This window comes from Candidatus Omnitrophota bacterium (assembly GCA_025453395.1).
In the GTDB taxonomy this organism is placed as follows: domain Bacteria; phylum Omnitrophota; class Gorgyraeia; order Gygaellales; family Profunditerraquicolaceae; genus JAlOQK01.
This window is the reverse complement of record JALOQK010000004.1, coordinates 60,175-79,590: the sequence shown is the minus strand read 5'-3', so window position 1 is coordinate 79,590 and position 19,416 is coordinate 60,175. Positions and strand designations below refer to the sequence as shown.

Annotated in this window: 23 protein-coding genes; all 23 read left to right on the top strand. The window is 41.9% G+C overall.

Annotated elements, in window-relative coordinates:
- Positions 1–4: 4 nt before the first annotated feature.
- The 23 genes from MUF05_05405 (at position 5) to MUF05_05295 (ending at position 19,392) form a co-directional block, all read left to right on the top strand.
- The gene (locus MUF05_05405) at positions 5–745 is read left to right on the top strand and encodes a ZIP family metal transporter (GenBank protein ID MCU0666509.1); all 741 of its coding nucleotides are present in this window, start codon (positions 5–7) and stop codon (positions 743–745) included.
- Positions 745–978 carry a ferrous iron transport protein A gene (locus MUF05_05400; protein MCU0666508.1) on the top strand — a complete coding sequence of 78 codons (234 nt, stop codon included), beginning with the start codon at positions 745–747 and terminating at the stop codon, positions 976–978. Before MUF05_05405 ends, MUF05_05400 begins: the two co-directional genes overlap by 1 nt.
- On the top strand, positions 975–2,702 hold the full coding sequence (locus MUF05_05395; GenBank protein ID MCU0666507.1) for a ferrous iron transporter B: 1,728 nt from the start codon (positions 975–977) through the stop codon (positions 2,700–2,702). Before MUF05_05400 ends, MUF05_05395 begins: the two co-directional genes overlap by 4 nt.
- Positions 2,702–3,706, top strand: coding sequence for a tRNA 4-thiouridine(8) synthase ThiI (locus tag MUF05_05390; GenBank protein ID MCU0666506.1), 1,005 nt, complete (start codon positions 2,702–2,704; stop codon positions 3,704–3,706). The genes MUF05_05395 and MUF05_05390 overlap by 1 nt, the downstream gene beginning before the upstream one ends.
- A complete protein-coding gene (gene amrS / locus MUF05_05385; protein ID MCU0666505.1) occupies positions 3,703–4,722 on the top strand; it encodes an AmmeMemoRadiSam system radical SAM enzyme in 1,020 nt (339 codons plus the stop codon). Before MUF05_05390 ends, amrS begins: the two co-directional genes overlap by 4 nt.
- A 13-nt stretch (positions 4,723–4,735) precedes the next feature.
- Positions 4,736–6,766, top strand: coding sequence for a tetratricopeptide repeat protein (locus MUF05_05380; GenBank protein ID MCU0666504.1), 2,031 nt, complete (start codon positions 4,736–4,738; stop codon positions 6,764–6,766).
- A 186-nt stretch (positions 6,767–6,952) separates the two neighbouring features.
- Positions 6,953–7,357, top strand: a complete 405-nt coding sequence (locus MUF05_05375) for an Rrf2 family transcriptional regulator (GenBank protein ID MCU0666503.1) — start codon at positions 6,953–6,955, stop codon at positions 7,355–7,357.
- Between the two features lie 46 nt (positions 7,358–7,403).
- A complete protein-coding gene (gene hcp / locus MUF05_05370) occupies positions 7,404–8,696 on the top strand; it encodes a hydroxylamine reductase (protein MCU0666502.1) in 1,293 nt (430 codons plus the stop codon).
- 66 nt (positions 8,697–8,762) lie between these two features.
- The gene (locus MUF05_05365) at positions 8,763–9,488 is read left to right on the top strand and encodes an ATP-binding cassette domain-containing protein (GenBank protein ID MCU0666501.1); all 726 of its coding nucleotides are present in this window, start codon (positions 8,763–8,765) and stop codon (positions 9,486–9,488) included.
- The gene (locus tag MUF05_05360) at positions 9,445–10,566 is read left to right on the top strand and encodes a SufD family Fe-S cluster assembly protein (protein MCU0666500.1); all 1,122 of its coding nucleotides are present in this window, start codon (positions 9,445–9,447) and stop codon (positions 10,564–10,566) included. The genes MUF05_05365 and MUF05_05360 overlap by 44 nt, the downstream gene beginning before the upstream one ends.
- Before the next feature lies 1 nt (position 10,567).
- Positions 10,568–11,278, top strand: coding sequence for an FAD-binding oxidoreductase (locus MUF05_05355; GenBank protein ID MCU0666499.1), 711 nt, complete (start codon positions 10,568–10,570; stop codon positions 11,276–11,278).
- A gap of 20 nt (positions 11,279–11,298) precedes the next feature.
- Entirely contained in the window at positions 11,299–11,682 is a 384-nt protein-coding gene (locus MUF05_05350; protein MCU0666498.1) for a class II SORL domain-containing protein, read from the top strand.
- Between the two features lie 10 nt (positions 11,683–11,692).
- Positions 11,693–12,898 (top strand): FprA family A-type flavoprotein, encoded by a 1,206-nt coding sequence (locus MUF05_05345; protein MCU0666497.1) that lies wholly within the window; start codon positions 11,693–11,695, stop codon positions 12,896–12,898.
- A 54-nt stretch (positions 12,899–12,952) separates the two neighbouring features.
- Positions 12,953–13,111 (top strand): rubredoxin, encoded by a 159-nt coding sequence (locus tag MUF05_05340; protein ID MCU0666496.1) that lies wholly within the window; start codon positions 12,953–12,955, stop codon positions 13,109–13,111.
- Positions 13,112–13,576: a pyridoxamine 5'-phosphate oxidase family protein gene (locus MUF05_05335; protein ID MCU0666495.1), complete on the top strand. Its 465-nt coding sequence runs from the start codon at positions 13,112–13,114 to the stop codon at positions 13,574–13,576.
- A 20-nt stretch (positions 13,577–13,596) separates the two neighbouring features.
- On the top strand, positions 13,597–13,836 hold the full coding sequence (locus MUF05_05330) for an NrdH-redoxin (GenBank protein MCU0666494.1): 240 nt from the start codon (positions 13,597–13,599) through the stop codon (positions 13,834–13,836).
- A gap of 3 nt (positions 13,837–13,839) precedes the next feature.
- Positions 13,840–14,745, top strand: coding sequence for an FAD-dependent oxidoreductase (locus MUF05_05325; protein ID MCU0666493.1), 906 nt, complete (start codon positions 13,840–13,842; stop codon positions 14,743–14,745).
- 7 nt (positions 14,746–14,752) lie between these two features.
- Positions 14,753–15,409: a 4Fe-4S binding protein gene (locus tag MUF05_05320; protein ID MCU0666492.1), complete on the top strand. Its 657-nt coding sequence runs from the start codon at positions 14,753–14,755 to the stop codon at positions 15,407–15,409.
- Positions 15,410–15,487: 78 nt separating this feature from the next.
- The gene (locus tag MUF05_05315) at positions 15,488–16,048 is read left to right on the top strand and encodes a LemA family protein (protein ID MCU0666491.1); all 561 of its coding nucleotides are present in this window, start codon (positions 15,488–15,490) and stop codon (positions 16,046–16,048) included.
- A gap of 16 nt (positions 16,049–16,064) precedes the next feature.
- Positions 16,065–17,711, top strand: coding sequence for a zinc metalloprotease HtpX (locus tag MUF05_05310; GenBank protein ID MCU0666490.1), 1,647 nt, complete (start codon positions 16,065–16,067; stop codon positions 17,709–17,711).
- 54 nt (positions 17,712–17,765) lie between these two features.
- Positions 17,766–18,212 (top strand): Rrf2 family transcriptional regulator, encoded by a 447-nt coding sequence (locus tag MUF05_05305; GenBank protein ID MCU0666489.1) that lies wholly within the window; start codon positions 17,766–17,768, stop codon positions 18,210–18,212.
- Between the two features lie 4 nt (positions 18,213–18,216).
- Positions 18,217–19,140 carry a cysteine synthase A gene (cysK, locus tag MUF05_05300; protein ID MCU0666488.1) on the top strand — a complete coding sequence of 308 codons (924 nt, stop codon included), beginning with the start codon at positions 18,217–18,219 and terminating at the stop codon, positions 19,138–19,140.
- A 30-nt stretch (positions 19,141–19,170) separates the two neighbouring features.
- Positions 19,171–19,392 (top strand): NifU family protein, encoded by a 222-nt coding sequence (locus MUF05_05295; protein ID MCU0666487.1) that lies wholly within the window; start codon positions 19,171–19,173, stop codon positions 19,390–19,392.
- Positions 19,393–19,416 lie beyond the last annotated feature (24 nt).

The window sequence follows — 19,416 nt, the reverse complement described above, 5'->3', positions numbered from 1 at the left end:
TAAAATGATGAATTTATTCTGGGCGCTTGGCGCAAGTGCGGTGGTAAGCCTTATTTCTCTTATCGGGATATTTGCGCTTCTTCTTAAAGAGAAGTGGCTGAATAAGATTCTTTTTCTCTTGATTGCTTTTTCAGCAGGCAGCTTAATGGGGGCAGCCCTGTTGCATCTTTTGCCCGAAGCCCTGGAAGAATTCACGACCAATATGCCTTACTATTATTTACTTTTTGGGTTTGTGGTATTTTTTATCTTAGAAAGGTATTTCCATTGGCGGCACTGCCATGACGGAGTCTGTAGCATCCACGCTTTCACTTATCTTAACTTAATCGGAGACGGCATCCATAATTTTGTTGATGGTTTGGTTATTGGGGCAAGCTTTTTGGTGAGTATTAAATTCGGGATAGTTACCACATTGGTTATTATTCTGCATGAGATCCCCCAGGAAATAGGAGATTTTGGAGTTTTGATTTATGGCGGGATGACTAAGATAAAAGCGCTTATGTTTAATTTCTTAAGTGCTTTGACTTGTGTTATTGGGACAGTTTGCGGATATTTTATCGCCACACAAGCGCAAAATTTCTCTCCGGGCCTTTTGGCTTTTACTGCCGGAGGTTTTATTTATATCGCCGCATGCGACCTAATTCCGGAGCTGCACAAACAGCCGGATATTAAGAAGAGTGCCTTGTCCATGGTATTCTTTATTCTCGGAATAGCCTTTATCCTCATTTCTAAAACCCACGCGCATTAATGAAAAAGATCTCTTTGGCCCATCTTAAGGAAAATCAGAAAGCGCGTATCTTGGAAATATCAGGTGGGAGTAATTTAGCCAGCCGTTTGATGAGTATGGGTATTTATCCCGGCACCACCGTAACCAAGCTTAACCATTTTGCTATGCGCGGCCCGGTTACGATTAAATGCGGCAGGTCAACTTTAGCCATAGGCTATGGGGTGGCAGCAAAAATCATTGTGGAGCTTGCATGATAGAAAAAATATTTTTAATCGGCAACCCCAATGTCGGCAAAAGCGTTGTTTTCTCGCGTTTGACCGGGGTGCAGGTTATTTCCGCTAATTACCCGGGGACTACAGTAGGTTTTAGCAAGGGTTATCTTTTATTAAGGCAGGAAAAGTTTGAGGTAATTGATTTACCCGGAACGTACTCTTTAGAGCCTTCTTCAGAAGCGGAAGAAGCAGCAGTTAATATGCTTATGGAGTATCCTGCTGATAAAAGCGTGGTGATTAATATTGTTGATGCTACTAATCTGGAGAGGAATTTATTTTTAACCTTGCAACTCATTGAAGCAGGATATCAGGTGATTGTCTGCCTGAATATGTGCGATGATACAGCGCATCGCGGCATAGAGATTGATGTTAAGAAGCTTGAAGAAATGCTGAAGGTTCCAGTTATTTCTACTTGCGCGGTAACAGGGGCGGGGATTAAATTTCTTATAAGCCGGATAGAGCAGGCAAGGTCAAACAGCCGGGTTAAACTTGAGAGCCAACAGCGTTGGCAGGAAATCGGCCGTATCATTGAGGCTGTGCAGAAGCTTACCCATCGTCATCATACCCTAAGAGAGCTTTTGGAAGATGCCTCTGTGCGCCCCTTTAGCGGAGCATTGATATCGCTTGGAGTTATTTTTCTTTCTTTTAAAGCAGTGCGTTTCTTAGGCGAGGGTTTGATTAATTATGTCGCGGATCCGGTTTTCCATAATTTATATATGCCGGTTGTGGAAAAAATCCATACTTTCATCTTGCCTGGCAGCTTAATGGATCATCTGCTTATCGGGGATATGATCGGCGGTGTTATTGATTTTAAGCAGTCATTCGGACTTTTGACTACCGCGCCCTATATTGAATTTGCCATGGTTTTGCCCTACATTGTTTCTTTCTATTTTGTTTTAAGTATTCTTGAAGACACGGGATACCTGCCGCGTTTGGCGATATTATTGGATAATCTATTGCATCGTTTGGGCCTGCATGGTTTTGCGATTATTCCGGTGCTTTTAGGCTTTGGTTGCAATGTCCCAGGGATCCTGGCAACAAGAGTTCTGGAATCAAAACGCGAAAGGTTCATTGCCGCCACTCTTATTTCTATCGGGATTCCGTGTGTCCCGCTTCAGGCGATGATCTTTGCTTTATTGGGTTCTTATGGGTTAAAGTATGTGGTAGGAGTTTACCTTATATTATTTGTGGTTATTCTAATAATCGGCGCGTTCTTAAACCGTATTCTTAAAGGTTACAGCCCGGAATTTCTATTAGAAATCCCGCCGTACCGTTTTCCTCCGCTTCTGCTTCTTTTAAAGAAACTTTTCTTTAGGGTTAAAGTTTTTATTATAGAAGCGCTGCCGCTTGTTTTTGCCGGGGTATTGATTTTAAACTTGGCTATTTACTATCACCTGTTCGATTTTTTGGAGCATATTTTTGCTTGGGTTATTGAAGGATTATTCGGCCTTCCCCAAAAAGCGGTGGTGGCGCTTTTATTCGGTTTCTTTAGAAAAGATGTCGCCGCCGGGTTATTGATGCCGCTTGGGCTTTCCGCAAAGCAACTTTTGATTTCTTCAACTATACTTGCGATGTCTTTTCCTTGTATGGCCACTTTCATGGTTTTGTGGAAGGAATTGGGGATAAAGGCTTTAATCAAAGCTACTTTTATAATGCTCTCCGCAAGTTTCATCGTAGGCATAACTTTAAATATTATTATCCGATAATGAAAAGGGCGATCGCGCTTATCTCTGGCGGTCTAGACAGTATCCTTGCTTCTTGCGTAGTAAAAGAGCAGGGGATAGATGTCTTTCCAGTCAAATTTATTATTCCTTTCTTAAGCGCCAAGAAATCAAAAGATACTTTTGACAAGACTGCCTTGGTTGTTAAGCAAAAATTAGGCAGGATTTTGGAAGAGATTGATATACAGGAAGAATTCTTAGAAATGATGCGTTACCCGCAGCATGGGTTTGGTTCTAATATGAATCCTTGTATTGATTGTAAGATATTAATGCTTAAGAAAGCAGGACAGCTTCTTAAGGCCGGGCAGGCTGATTTTCTGGTCACCGGGGAAGTCTTATCGCAGCGTCCGATGTCTCAAAATAAGCAGGCGATAAATTTTATTCCGGGCAAGGCCGGGTTAGAGCGTTTGATTTTGCGCCCGCTTTGCGCTAAATTATTGCCAGTCACACTGCCTGAGGAAAAAGGATGGGTCATGCGCGAAAAACTTTTTTCCATAAACGGCAGAAGCCGCAAGGCGCAAATGGAATTGGCAGAGTATTTTAAGATCAAAGATTATGCCCAGCCAGCAGGGGGATGTTTATTAACTGATCCTGATTTTTCCCGGCGCCTCAAAGATTTAATAGCGCATAAACAGCTTAAATCTAAAAATGTTCAGCTTTTAAAATTAGGCAGGCATTTTCGCTTGAATAACCATACAAAGTTAGTCGTAGGCAGAAACCAGCAGGAGAACCTGGCTTTAGAAAAGATGGCCCGCCCGGGAGATTTTCTTTTTTATGTGGATGAGGATACCGCCGGGCCAACTGCCGTTGGCAGCGGCGGTATGGATGATAATCTGATTTCTCTTTCCTGTTCTGTTGTGGCGCGCTATTCGGATATTGATAAGAGCAAGAAAACAGAAATTATGTTTCAAAAGGTTGCTAATGGCAAAGAAGAAAAAGCCTTGGTGTATCCTATTGATCAAGAGTCGTTATCGCGGATAAAAATATGAAAAAAGAAGCAATTCTTTATGAGAGATTAGACTCCAATAATGTGCATTGTTTTCTTTGCGCCCATAACTGCCGTATCGCGGATGCAGATTTTGGTATCTGCGGCATGCGTCAGAATAATTCCGGCGTGCTTTATACCTTTGCCTATGATCAAGTGGTTGCTGCCAATGTGGATCCGGTGGAAAAAAAGCCCCTATTCCATTTTTTACCCGGATCCCAGACCTTTTCTGTGGCTACCATGGGGTGTAATTTTAAGTGTTCATTCTGCCAGAACTGGCAGATTTCGCAGATTAATTTTCGCGATTCAAATGATCCTGCCACAGCTAAGAAACTTTCCCCCGGTGAAATAGTGGATCTGGCTCTTCAGCATGAATGCCGGAGTATCTCTTATACCTATACTGAACCTACGATTTTCTTTGAGTACGCTTTAGAGATAATGAAGCTGGCTAAGAAAAAGGGGCTGTATAATCTTTTTGTCACCAACGGGTTTATGAGCAGGGATTGTTTAGAGCTGGCGCGGGGGTTTCTAGATGCAGCTAATGTTGATTTGAAATTTTTTGATGATTCTTTTTACCAGAAGATTTGTGGCGCGCGCCTGAAGCCAGTTTTGGATTCTATCCGCTTTATGCACGAAATAGGCATTTGGGTTGAGGTTACAACTTTGCTTATTCCAAAACAAAACGATTCGCCGGAGCAATTAAAAGGCATTGCTGATTTTTTATCCGGTGTAGACAAGGATATGCCATGGCATATATCCGCTTTTCATCCTGACTATAAATTATCGCATCTTCCTCCAACAGATTTAGATTCTTTGGAAAAAGCCTATAAAATCGGGAAAGATGCTTTATTGCGGTATGTGTATGTTGGCAATCTGCGCGGGATAAGAGAAGATACTTTTTGCCCTTCATGCGGCAAGAAACTTATCCTCAGGCATGGCTTTAGCGTAGAAGAAAACAAAATAAGTTCCGGACGCTGTTCTTATTGTAATGGTATAATAAAGGGGATATTCAACGAATAAGCTTTCTTGAAAAATGTTTAATTTAAAAAGAGCGGTTACTCTTTTAGGGATTTTGTGCGTGTTGGCTTATGCCAATACGCTGTTTAATGGCTTTATCTCTGATGATGTGACAGTCCTCATTGACCATTCTCCTAATATAAATGAGCTTGGGCAGGCTTGGCATAATCCCCAGCAGGCCATGCATACCTTGACCTATTTCTTCTTCAAACAAAACCCGCTTCCCTATCACTTGACCAGCATTGTTTTTCATATTATCGCCACAGTTATGGTTTTCTTATTTTTGCGCTATTTATTTGGCCTATACCCAAGCCTTTTTGCCGCAAGCCTTTTTGCTGTGCACCCAGCGCATTGCGAAGCTGTGGCTTGGATATCCGGAAGGCCATACATAATCATGACCATATTTTTGCTGGGTAGTTTCTTCTTGTACGAGAGGTCTATGTCTTTTCTTGGGCAAGGCAAGAAAGCCAGCGCAATAAAAACTTATATTTTATGTGTTCTGTTTTATACTTATTTCTTGCTGGACAGCTTTTCTTTTTATGCGCTTTTCCCGTTCTTTATCGCGATTTGGGATATATGTTTTAGGGATTATAGGGAAAGATGGAGATGGTGGATAGTGTTTGTTTTGATCGTGGCTTTAAGGATATTTTTGGCCAGAGAATTCATTGCTGACAGGATTACTTTTGTGGCAAAGGAAACCACAGGAAGCGTTCTTGTGGTGCATAATCCGCTTGTCTATTTCGTTTATTCGTTTTTCGCTCATTTATGGCTATTAGTTTGGCCAAGAGTCCTTACTCTTTATCATGAGCCGGTATTTATCCCTAAATTCATTTTGCATTTTAAGTATTTATTTGCCTTTGGTTTTTTATTTGTTCTCTGGGTGCTATGGAAAAGATCCAGGCGGTTATTCTTTGCCTTGAGCATATTCATAATTTTTCTTTCCTTTACTTATAGCCATATACCGGTTTCTTCGGTTGTCGCGGAACGTTATGTTTATTTCCCGTTGTTGGCATTTTCTATTTTCTTTGCCTGCCTTTACGCGCGCTTATTGGAGGGTAAAGAATCAAAGCGTCCGTATATTTTAGGCTTTTTTATCCTGGTTTTGGTTGTTTTATTAATGCGCACCGCAATCAGGAATACTGACTGGAAAAGCGAAGAAATATTCTGGACGCGCACCTTGGAAACTTCTCCGCTAAGCCCCCGCGCGCTTAATAATTACGGGGTAATCTGTTTGCGCCAAGGCAATGTAAAACGCGCGATAGAGGAATTTCAGAAATCTCTGCGTATTAATTCTAGCTACGCCGATGCGCGCAATAACTTGGCTTTAGTTTATAGCCGGCAGGGGTTCCATAGTCAGGCTGTATCTTTATTGGAGGCTTCAGCTAAACTTGCCGTAAGCAATCAGCCGCAGGTTTATTTGAGTTTGGGCCAAATACAGCTTAAGGTTGGTCAGGCGCAGAAAGCCGTGGCCTCTTTAAAGCAGGCAATTAAGCTGGACCCCGGCCTGTTTAATGCCTGGGCAGTTTTAGGTAAAGCCTATGAAGCATCGGGTGATTTCATAAACGCGCAAGCCGCGTATAAGAGATCTATAGATATCAACCCTTTACAGGATAGTGTTTATTTGGACTTGGCAAATTTTTATTCTACCAATAAAAAGCCTGATCAGGCTATTGCAGTGTTGCGTCAAGCCTTAAAACAAAATCCTAAATTTGCTGAAGGGTACAATCAATTGGGCGCTATCTATTTTGATTTAAATAACAAAGAAGAGGCTGTTAACTGTTTTAAGAAAGCCATAGAAACTAATCCAGAGTATATCCAGGGTTATAATAATCTGGCTAATGTTTACAATAGCATGCATAAGGGGAAAGAGGCGATAAGTGTTTTGCAGGGGGCATTACGCATTAAACCGTTTTATCCAGTGCTTCATTTTAATCTGGCGATCGCATATCTGCAAGAAAAAGATTTGCCCCGCGCAAGGCTGGCTTGCGAAAAGGCCAAGATCTACGGCTATAAAGTCCCGCAGGAATTCGAGAAGAAGTTAAGATAAAAGTTTTTTTCTTGACAAATGATACTATTGTGGTATCATTTATCCAGAGGGAGGTGCCAGATGAATGTGACTATTAAGTATATGCTTAGACCGGTAGCGCACTGCAAAGAGGGCTGTAGTAACATGTCCTGGGCACGACGTAAAACTGCCCGCTTCTTTTAAAGCTATATAACCGAAAGATTATAGATGAAACTAATTACTCGCGATACAGATTATGCATTAAGGTCTCTTATATATATACAGCGTCATTCTAAAAAGATTATTCCTGTATCAGAATTGGTAAAGAATCTAGGGATCCCGCGGCCATTTTTAAGAAAGATCACCCAGGTTTTATGCAGAAATGGCCTTCTTGGTTCTATAAAAGGCCCAGGTGGGGGGTTTAAATTAACGCCAGGCGCGAGAAATATTACCTTAGAAAAGTTGATGTGTGTTTTTCAAGGGCCCTTTAGGTTAAATGAATGCAGCTTCAAGAAAATGCCTTGCCCAAACACTAAGACTTGTTTTGTGCGCAAGAAAATCCAGGAAATAGAATCTTATGTCAGGCGGCAGCTCAAAGGCATTAGATTGTCCCAATTAATAAGGGGAAATTAATGGGTAGGATAAAAAAAGTATAAACAGTTAAAAGGAGGATAGGGTTATGTTTTGTTATCAATGTGAACAAACTGCTCTTGGAACAGGTTGCACAAAGCAAGGTGTATGCGGCAAGAATGAAGATATTCAAAGTTTGCAGGATACCTTAATATTTGGCTTAAAAGGCGTGGCAGCTTACGCGTATCATGCCAGAGAAATGGGTTTTAAAGACGATGAAGTTGATGGTTTTATGCACCGCGCGCTTTTTACCACCTTAACCAATGTTAATTTCGATCTGAATGATTATCTGGCTCTAGTTTTAGAATGCGGGAAAATTAATTTCAAGGCCATGGAATTATTAGATAAGGCAAATACCGATAATTTCGGTAATCCCGTGCCAACGAATGTCTATACCGGGACTAAAAAAGGCCCGGGTATTTTGATAACGGGGCACGACCTGCCGGATCTTTATGAACTTTTAAAACAAACCGAAGGCAAAGGGGTCAATATTTATACCCATGGCGAGATGTTGCCGGCGCATGGTTATCCCAAATTAAAACAGTTTAAGCATCTTGTGGGGAATTTTGGAGGCGCCTGGCAAGAACAGAAAAAAGAATTTAATGAATTTGGCGGAGCAATTTTGGTTACAACTAACTGTATCCAGATTCCGCCTTCTGGCACATACCTGGATAGGCTTTTTACTTCCGGCATCGTGGGTATGGCGGGTGCCAAGCATGTAGAACGTAAAGATTTTTCTGTTGTGATTAAAAAGGCATTAGAATTAGGCAGTATTCCTGAAGTTGCCGGGAAAAACATACAAACGGGGTTTCACCATACCGCGATATTAGGCCTTGCAGATAAAATCGTGGGATTAGTTAAATCCGGGAAAATAAAACATTTCTTCTTAGTCGGTGGTTGCGACGGAGCCAAGCCGGGGAGAAACTATTACACAGAATTCGCGCAGAAAGTTCCCAAGGATTGTATAATTTTAACTTTGGCCTGCGGGAAATATCGTTTCAATAAACTTGATTTTGGTGATATTGAGGGGGTTCCGCGCTTAATTGACATCGGGCAATGTAATAATGCCTATTCTGCGGTGCAGGTAGCGCTTGCTTTATCTAAGGCTTTTAATTGTTCGGTGAACCAATTGCCATTGTCAATGGTGCTTTCCTGGTATGAACAAAAGGCAGTAGCGATACTTTTAAGCCTGCTTTATTTAGGTATCCAAAATATCCGCATTGGCCCCAGCGCTCCGGCATTCTTAAACGCGAATGTTCTGAAATTGCTTCAAGATAAGTATAATTTGAAGCTGGTTACTACTGCGGAAAAAGATTTGGCGGATATTTTAGGCGTTAAATAAAGTTTGCATGGGGTTAAGGATTTTGGTATATAATAATATCATTATCGCAAGCAGGGAAAAAAGAAGATGTTTCTAGATATTAAAGACCTTTCGGTAGAAACTCAGGATAAGCAGATATTAAAGGGGATAGAATTAGAAATCAAGCCCGGTGAAGTGGCTATTTTATTCGGCCCCAACGGCAGCGGAAAATCCACTTTAGTAAAAGCAATCATGGGTTTTAGCGGTTATCGCGTAACCCGCGGACAGATATTAATCAATGGCAAGGATATCAATTCGCTTACTATTGAGCAAAGGGTCAAGCTTGGGCTGGGGATTATGTATCAAAACCCTCCTAAGATAAGGGGGGTAAAACTCGAGCAGATGGCGGGTTTCTTAAGCCGGGATAAAGAGCAGATCTCTTCATGCGCAGAAAGATTATCGCTTACTAGCCACCTCAAACGCGATATTAATCTGGATTTCTCCGGAGGAGAAATGAAGCGTTCGGAATTATTCCAGCTTCTTTTGCAGGACCCGCAGATGATTTTATTGGACGAGCCGGAATCCGGAGTTGATTTAGAAAATATTTCGGTTATGGGGGATGCTTTAAAAGAATTCTTGTCGCGCGAAGGTAAATCCGCGCTTATTATCACCCATACCGGGTATATTCTTGACTACATTAATGCGAAAAAAGGCTGTATGATGATTAACGGAAAACTTTGGTGCGTGGGGGATCCTAAAAAGATGTTTAGTGATATACGTTCCAAAGGTTATGAAAAATGCAAAATTTGCCATGAAATCCAAAGAGTTGAATAAGTTTAATGCTGACGACCAGAAGGCGATGTCTTCTTCCGGGATTGATTTCTCTCAAGAGACCCGTTCCGGGACTTTTATCCAAGAAGATACCCAGGTGCATTTTTCTCACAGCCTGCAAGAGGGGGTCGAGGTATTAAGCATTGAAGAGGCGCTTGCCCAATATCCGGAAGTAAAAGATTATTACGGAGCGAATTTCCGGATGATGGGCCGGGAATTCCCCCTTGATACTCAGGGTGGTTATTTTATCAGGATCAGAAAAGGCGCTCAAGTACAACTTCCGGTGCAGGCGTGCCTTTTTTTAAAAGCCCAGGGCTTTAAACAAAAAGTGCACAATTTGATTATTGTAGAGGAGGGCGCTCGGGTATATCTTATTACCGGATGCTCCGCTTCAAAATCTGCCAATGAAGGTTTTCATTTAGGGATCTCGGAATTCTTTGTCAAGAAAGGCGCGTATCTTAATTTTACCATGATCCACTCATGGAAAGAGGATGTTTCAGTAAAACCTATGAGCATTGCTGTGGTAGAAGAGGGTGCCACCTTCGTTTCTAATTATGTCTGTTTAAGGCCGGTGAAGGAAATTACTATGTATCCAACCGCAGTCTTATCCGGCGGGGACTCCCGGGCAAGTTTTAATTCGCTTATATTGTCTTCCCCGGGCTCATTCCAAGATATCGGCTCCCGGGTTATTTTGAAGGCTAAGAATACCCAAGCGGAAATTGTTTCTCGCGCGGTATCCACAGGCGGCAAGGTAATAGCTCGCGGGCATATCAAGGCAGAAAGCCAGCAGGTTAAGGCGCATTTGGAATGCCGGGGATTGATTTTATCCGAGAAAGGCACAATCCATGCCATCCCGGAAATGGAATCGGATTACCGCGATGTGGATATGTCGCACGAGGCGGCAATCGGCAAGATTAATAAAGAGGAGATTGAGTATTTGTGCGCCCGCGGGTTTACAGAAGACCAGGCGCAGTCAATTATTGTGCGGGGCTTTATGGATGTAGATGTCTTGGCGCTGCCGGATTTATTAAAAGAAGAAATTAATCGCCTTGAAGACGCAACGCTTAAGGGGAATTTTTAGCATGAAAGATTTCCGGATGAAATTTATAGAAAAAATTCCAAGGACCCCGACTGTGATCAGTTTCCGTTTCTTCCCGCAAGAAAGAGTTGATTTTCTTCCTGGTCAATTTATGCGCCTTATCTTTGATGAGCATAATCCTGGTAACAAAGAATTGAATAAATATCTTTCTTTGTCCTGCGGTACAGATAAAGGGTATATCGAAGTTACCAAGAGGATAAGCGCGTCCAGTTTCTCAAATAAGCTTTTAGGCCTTAATAAAGATGATTCCGTGTCTGTTCAGGGCCCTTTGGGGTCATGTGTTTTTGAGAAGCAATTTAAAAAGGTCAGTTTCTTGGTCGGCGGCATAGGGATTACACCTGTTATTTCCATGTTGGAGTATGTCTTAAGCAACAAGATCCAAAGCGATATATCCGTTTTTTATTCTAACCGCAATGAAGAAGAAATAGCTTTTAAGAAACAGCTGGATGATTGGATGGAAATCAATAAATCCTTGAAAGTTTATTATACTGTAACCGAATGTGCGCCTAAAGATAAAAACTGTTTTTATGGAGGCATTAACAAAGAGCTTCTTTCTGCTAATATCTGTGATGCCCAAGAAAGGGTAATTTTTATCTTTGGGCCGCCAAAGATGGTAGAGGCAATGCAGGTTTTAGCCCAAGGGATAAACTGCCCGCAAACTAACATTAAGACCGAGAAATTCATTGGTTATTAAAAGGAGGGAATATGAATACGATGAAAGATATTATTCAGTCTGCTGATTGGAAAAAAGAAAAGCATGTCCCGGTAATTGAATTGAAATCCAATGTTGCTAAGGGCGCTTCTATTGATGTTATAGTAAGCGTCGGTAAAGAAATTGCCCACCCCAATACCACCGAGCATCACATTGCCTGGATTAACGTTTACTTCTTACCCAAAGATGAAAAATTTGCTTATCAAATAATAAAAATAGACTTCGCGTCTCATGGTTCATCAGCGCAAGGCCCCAATACAAGCACGATATTTACCTCTCCGGTAGTGAATTTCTCTTTTAAAACCGAGAAGTCCGGCACTATTATCGCGGAAAGTTATTGTAATATACATGGGGTTTGGGAAAGTTCTTTGGACGTGAATGTATAAGGATACTTTTATGGAAAACATAAGATTAAAAGAAAATATCTTTTGGGTGGGGGCTATTGATTGGAATGTGCGTAATTTTCATGGGCATACCTATGCCACAGAACGCGGTACAACCTATAACGCCTATCTGATTATCGATGATAAGGTAACGCTTATTGATGCAGTGCATAAAGATTTCTCCCAGGGATTATTTGATAATATAAGAGGTATTGTGCCCTTGGAGAAAATAGATTATATTGTGGTTAATCATCTGGAGCCTGACCATACAGGATCGCTTCCGGAGCTTTTAAAGCTTGCCCCAAAAGCAAAACTATATGGAAGCTTTAAATGTAAAGAGGGATTAGAAAAATATTATTTTATCAAACCAGATTTCCAGGTAGTGCGCACAGGCGAGGTCTTAAAATTAGGGAAGAGAAGTTTGTCTTTTATCGAAGCGCCCATGCTGCATTGGCCAGACAGCATGTTTAGCTATTGTCCCGAAGAAAAAATCCTTTTTCCCAATGATGCCTTTGGCCAGCATTTGGCAACATCAGGCAGGTTTGACGATACTGTAGACAATTGCGCGCTGATGGATGAGGCAGCCAAGTATTATGGGAATATACTTTGGCCTTTGAGTTCTTTAGTAGTAAGAAAGATAGAGCAGGTATTAAAATCAGGCATCCCTATTGAAATGATTGCCCCCAGCCACGGAGTTATCTGGCGTAAAGACCCAGCCAAGATCATTAATTCCTATCTTTATTGGGGCAAGAATAGCAGTAAAGAAAAAGTAGTCATTGTTTATGAGACCATGTGGGGAAATACCGCGAAATTGGCTTCTGTGATTGCCGGAGCGCTTATGGATTCTGGCATAGAGGTAAAACTTTTTGATTTAAATGCTTCTAGCCGCACCCAGATCATCAAAGAGATGCTCGATGCCAAGGGTTTTGTCATAGGCTCTTCCACGCATGATAACGATATGTTGGCCAACATGGCAGGATTTTTAGAATTATTAAAAGGTTTTGCCCCCAGGGAAAGGCTTGGTTTTTGTTTTGGTTCTTATGGCTGGGCAGGGGGCGCGGTAGAAAGCATAGAAAATAAATTAAAATCTTTTGGGGTTAATCTTCCCGTAGAGAGTTTTTCGGTTAAGTTTACTCCCAGCCAAGAAGAAATAAAATCATGTTATGAAGCTGCAATACAATTCGCAAAGGAGGTGAAAAATGTCTTGCGGAAAATGTAAGGGGAAAAAGAAAGCAAAGAAAAATAAGAAGTAGTATCAGAGAGGATCGTGAATATGAGCAAATACAAGTGCACTGTTTGCGGGTACATCTATGACCCTGCTGTTGGGGATCTGGATAATGGAGTAGCCCCGGGAACTTCTTTTGAGTCCCTGCCCGGTGATTGGGTCTGTCCGGAATGCGGCGTGGGTAAAGACATGTTTGAGAAGATATAAATGCCCATAATTTCTGAATCTGTACGTGATTTCTTAAGTCAGCAGGGGTTTGTTATTTTGTCTACCATTGACAAAAAAGGAAGGCCGCATAGCGCCTGTAAGGGAATTGTTCGAATCGGCAGTAACGATGATATATACCTTTTGGATTTATACAAGCGCGAAAGCTTTTCTAATCTTAAGGCAAACCCCTGCGTCAGCCTAACAATGGTGGATGAGCACAATTTCAAGGGTTTTTGTTTAAAAGGCTATGCCCAGATCGTCCATATAGCGGAAGCCAGCAAAGATCTTTTAGAGATTTGGGAGACTAGGATTACCAGCCGTATCGCCGCAAGGCTTATCAAAAATATTGGCGCGGATAAACCTTTAAAGCATCATCCTGAAGCCAGCCTTCCCGCGCCAGCCTATTTTATTTTAGTCAAAATTGACCAGGTTGTGGATTTAGCCCCTCTTAAGCTTAAGGCTTGAGGCGCGCACAGGAGAGAAAAATGCCTAAGAAAATTACAGTTTACAGCACTTCCACTTGTTCTTTTTGCATCCGCCTTAAAGAATTCTTGAAAGAGAATAACCTTATCTTTGAGAATAAAGATGTCGCCTTGGACCAAGTAGCCGCAGAGGAAATGATGAGCAAGTCTTCTCAAATGGGAGTGCCGGTTGTGGATATTGAAGGAGAAATTATCGTTGGCTTTGACAAAGATAAAATAAAACAAGCCCTGGGAATGAAATAAACAATGTATGATTTGATTATTATTGGCGCCGGGCCCGCCGGGATTACCGCCGCAGTTTATGCCGCAAGAAAGGCAATGAACATGCTTGTCTTAACCTTGGATATCGGAGGGCAGGCTTCCACAAGCGGCGATATTCAGAATTATACCGGCTATCAATTTATAAGCGGCCCCGAATTAGCTCTTAAGTTTGAAGAGCATATGCGAGCTTATAAAATACCTGTTCATGAAAGAGAGTATGTAATTTCAGTAGAAGCCGTAGATAATATGATCCGCGTTTCTACGGTTAAAGGTGTTTATAAGGCGCGGTGTTTGATCATCGCGTCGGGTAAAAAGTCTCGTTCTCTTAACGTGCCCGGTGAAGAACAATTCAAGAACAAAGGCTTAACTTATTGCGCTACATGCGACGGCCCGATCTTTAAAGGCAAGCCTGTTGCTGTTATAGGCGCAGGAAATTCAGCGCTTGATGCCGCCTTGCAGCTAGTTAGGATTGCCAGCAAGGTTTATATCGTAAATTCAGGTGAAAAAATAACCGGCGATGCTATAATGTTAGAGGCTTTGCAGAAAGAAAAGAACGCAGAAGTGCTTAATAATTCAAAGGTCATTGAAATTATGGGGGATAAATTTGTGAATTCTGTAAGAATCAATAATAGCGGAATTGTTCGAGATATCCCGGCAGAAGGGGTATTTGTTGAAATAGGTTTATTGCCCAATTCTGATTTTATCAATTGCGTGGATAAAAACAGCCTTGGCGAAATAAAAGTGGATAGATTTAATAAGACAAGCGTCCCGGGTATTTTTGCCGCAGGGGATGTTACCGATGTTGCGGAAAAACAGATAATCATCGCCGCCGGAGAAGGCGCGAAAGCGGTATTATCCGCTTTCAGGTATTTAACCGGCGCAGGATCTTAAGTTTTATATGTCAGGGAATAATATTTTTCTCACTCACCGCAGGCTTAAACAAACTTTTCTAGCCGCTATATTTGTGGCCATTCTTGCTTTAAGCTGGCCGTATCCCGTCTTAGGCTTATTTATACCGGTGTGCATGCTTTTAGGGATATTTATCGGTTTTAAGAATGGCCGTAAATGGTGCGATTGGTATTGCCCCAGAGGAAGCTTCTGGGACGCTTTTATTTTGAAGATAAGCCCCCAGAAACCCATTCCGCAGGTTTTCAAGAAAATTGTTTTTAGGGTTTTGGTTATGGCATTGCTAATGTCCGCATTGGTTTTTAATATCTATCGTGTTTATCCGGATCTTACTAAGATAGCGCGCGTTTTTGTTTTTATGCTAAGCGCTACCACTTTATTAGGGGTTGTTTTGGCTTTGTTTATCCACCAGCGCAGCTTTTGTTATTTGTGCCCGGTAGGAACAATGATTCATCTTACCAGTTACGCTAGAAATTATTTAAAGATTGACCCTCAGCTTTGCGTGGAATGTAAGCTTTGCGCTAAAGCCTGTCCGGTCGGGATTAAACCTTATCTTTTTAAGTCTGCCGGGCAAATAAAAGACAGGGATTGTTTAAACTGCCTTTGCTGTAAGTCGGTCTGTCCGAAAAAGGCGATAGATAAAGTTTAGTTATTTTAATGTTTTTAAGTTTTGTGCCTTGGCATAAATGAGTGCCAAGTACGCCCTTGCTGGGCGAAGGAGGTAGCTATGGGGTTAGTAGTGCTTATTATTTTAGGCGGCATGGTTGTTGTGGCGCTGGCATGGTTTTTTGGTATATATAATAATTTAATCGCTTTAAGGGTCAGGGTTGAGAATGCGGTTAGCCAAATTGACGTGCAGCTTAAAAGAAGGCATGACCTTATCCCTAATTTAGTTGAGGCGGTTAAAGGCTACATGGCGCATGAAAAAGACACCTTAGAGCGGGTAATAAAAGCGCGCATGCAGGCAATTGATGCTAAGGGCTTGCAGGATAAAGCAGCTTCAGAGAATTTCTTAAGCCAAACCCTTCGTTCGCTCTTTGCGGTATTTGAAAGATACCCGGATCTAAAAGCTAATCAAAATGTTTTACAGCTTCAGGAGGAATTAATTTCCACGGAGAATCGGATTACCTTTGCCCGGCAGTATTACAATGATGAGGCGGGAAGATTTAATACTCTTATTCAAACTGTCCCCGTGAATATAGTAGCTCAATTAGGGGGTTTTATCAAAAAAGATTTCTTTGAGGTTGGCGATCCCCAAGAACGCCAGGCGCCGCAGGTAAAGTTTTAAACCATTTTACCTATATATGGCCTTTTCCTTTATTGATATAGAGAATAAAAAGAGCAAAGAAATAATTTATCTTTTTATTTTGCTTATCGCTATCTATTTTCTCACCGTCTATCTGGGTCTTTCAATTATTCTTAATAGGTTTCTTGCGTTTAATCAGGCAATAATAGCTTTATTGGCAGCATTTGTTTTTGCCGCCGGGCATTGGATATTTTCTACAAGTAACCTTTTGGGGCAGATAACCCAGCGTTTAGGCACTGATACCGCAGATCCCGAAGATAATTATCATAAAGTCCTGCAGAATGTAGTGGATGAAGTATCAGTTGCTATTGGCGGAAGAAAAATCCAGGCTTTGGTCATTCCCGATGCCTCATTAAATGCCTTTGCCTTGGAAGATTTTAACGGTAATGCTGTGATTGGGGTCACCGAAGGGCTTTTGTCACGGCTCTCCCGCAGCCAAATAGAAGCAGTGGTAGCGCATGAGGCAGGACACATTGCTTCTCACGATTCTCTTACTACTACTATTAGTTGCTCTTTGGCGGAAATCTATAACGAAAGCCTGAAAGGGCTAAACAATTTATTAAGAAAATCCCGCCAGCGCGTCTGGCCGGCTTTGTTTCTTTTGTATTTAGTGATGATGGTAATGAATTTCTTAAGCCTTTTGTTGCGCATGTGCGTTTCGCGGCAGAGGGAATACCGGGCTGATGCCTTGTCTGTGCGTTTAACGCGCAATCCTTTAAGTTTAGCTGAAGCACTTATGATTATATCCGGAAGTTGGCATGGCACTGGCATAGAGGGAGAAGCATTGGAATCAATTTTTATTGTTAACCCGCGCCTGCGCCTTATTGACGAGAAAGATGGTTTTATGGCAAGGCTATTTTCTACTCATCCGCCGATCCAAAAAAGAATTTCTATTCTTTTGGATATGGGGCATCTGGACGGGAATACCTTAGAAGAAAGATTAAGGGCGCAAGGCCGTAATTATCGTCCGACAGTAGCACAAGAAATAGCGCTTGAGCATCAAACCAATACACAAAATCCACGCTGGAAGGTTATGGAAGAAGGTGTGTGGGAAGGTCCGTTTTCCTTAGCCCAGATTAAGGAAAAGAAAGATTTTAGTTTTGATTCCTGGGTTATGCGGGAGGATAAAGAAGAGGTGTTCCCTGCTTATTATGATCCTGTCCTGGCAGGCATCTTTCTTAGAGAATCTGAAGGCGAACAAAGCAAGCTATCCTGCCCGCGTTGTAAGATTGCTTTGGGTAAAGTAAATTATGAAGGCTTAGGCGTATTTAAATGCCCCAGCTGCCTTGGGTATTTACTGCCAAGCAGAAAAATAAGCCGTATTCTTATTCGGGAAGTAGAGGATTTTGGGCAAAATATCATAGACAGGGCAGAGGTTTTGATTAAGACAAAAAATAAATTTAAGCTTCCTATGGGAAGAGATCTTTCTTCGGTTTGGGTGTATAAATGTCCCAATTGCCAGCGTCAGATGCACCGGGAGTTTTTCCTTTTCTCATATCCGATAGAAGTGGATAAATGTATTTATTGCGGTAACCTTTGGTTTGAGAAAGACCAACTGCAGATTTTGGAGTATATATACCAGAATAAGCAGAGATTTTTCCCTGCTGCCACAGCGCAAGAGCCTTGGCAGGAAGAAATATCTTGACAAATATTATTTTTTAGACTATACTCTACTAAGCTAATAGAGATTATAGAGAAAATGCGCATAACCTATAAAGGCGATTACGCCTTAAAAACAATTCTTATACTGGTTGCTTCTTACGGGAAAAAACCGGTGACTATCTCGGAACTTGCTTGCCAGGCGGATATCCCGGTAAAATTCCTTGAGCAAATACTTTTGGATTTAAAGCGCGGGGGATTTGTGCAAAGTCAAAGGGGCAAGATCGGAGGGTACAGCCTTGCAAAGCACCCCTCCAAAATAACCTTAGGGGATGTGGTGCGTTTTATTGACGGGCCGGTTGAGCCGATTGCCTGTGTAAGTTCCTCTTATAGTGGGTGCAATGACATCAGGAAATGTGTTTTTCGCCCGGTATGGCAGGCGATAAGCCGCAAGATAGCCCAGGTAGTAGACAATGTTAATTTTGAGCAATTAGCAAAAGATTATTATAAGAAAAAAGGCAATATTAATCTAACCTATCAAATCTAAAAAGATGAAAATAGCCAAGGATATTATAGAGCTTGTTGGTAATACTGCGCTTGTAAGGCTGAACAGGGTAACAGCTGGTACAGGTGCGCAAGTAGCGGCAAAGCTTGAATTTTTTAATCCTTGCTCCTCGGTAAAAGATCGTATCGGTAAGGCAATGATCGAGGACGCTCTCAAGGCTGGCAGGATCAAGAAGGACACGGTGATTGTTGAGCCTACTTCCGGGAATACCGGAATTGCTTTAGCTTTTGTTTGTGCAGTCAAGGCCCTGAAACTTATTTTAGTTATGCCTGAGACGATGAGCATAGAAAGGCGCAAGCTTTTAAGTTTCTTAGGCGCTCAGATCATTTTAACTGCTGGCGATAAGGGTATGTCTGGGGCGGTGAAAAAAGCGGAAGATTTAGTTGCAGCGCACAAAAATTATATTATGCTGGGGCAGTTTAATAATCCGTCTAACCCAAAGGCGCACTTTGATACCACCGCCCAAGAGATCTGGCGCGATACAGAAGGTAAAATAGATATATTGGTTGCTGGAGTAGGTACCGGAGGCACAATTACAGGTTGCGCCAGGGCTTTAAAGGAGAAAAAGAAAAGTATTAAGATTGTGGCGGTAGAACCGGCTTCTTCTGCGGTTTTATCCGGAGAGCCCGCGGGCGCGCATAAGATACAGGGTATTGGAGCGGGTTTTGTCCCAGAGGTTTTGGATTTGAAACTTGTGGATGAGATTATCAAGGTTACCAATGAAGAAGCTTTTCATGCTTCCAGGGATTTGGCGTTAAAAGAGGGGATTTTGTCCGGGATTTCTTCCGGAGCCAGCCTTGTTGCCGGCCTGAATCTGGCAAGGCGCAAAGAAAATAAAGGAAAACTTATTGTAGTTATTTTCCCGGATACCGCAGAGAGGTATTTGAGTACCGAACTTTTACAGGTATAACTAACACCCTGCGCTTAAAGGAGGTTGCAAATGAAGGAAAAAATTGAACAGGCTTTAAAAAATGTGCGTCCCATGCTTCAAGCGGATGGCGGGGATGTGTCATTGGTAGATGTAACCGCAGATGGCATAGTTAAACTAAGGCTTACCGGAGCTTGCGGTTGTTGCCCGATGAGCCAGATTACTCTAAAAATGGGAATTGAAAAAATGCTTAAAGAGCAAGTCCCCGGGATAAAAGAGGTTCAATCGGTTTAACTTTCTAAAAAAGGAAGTATTTAA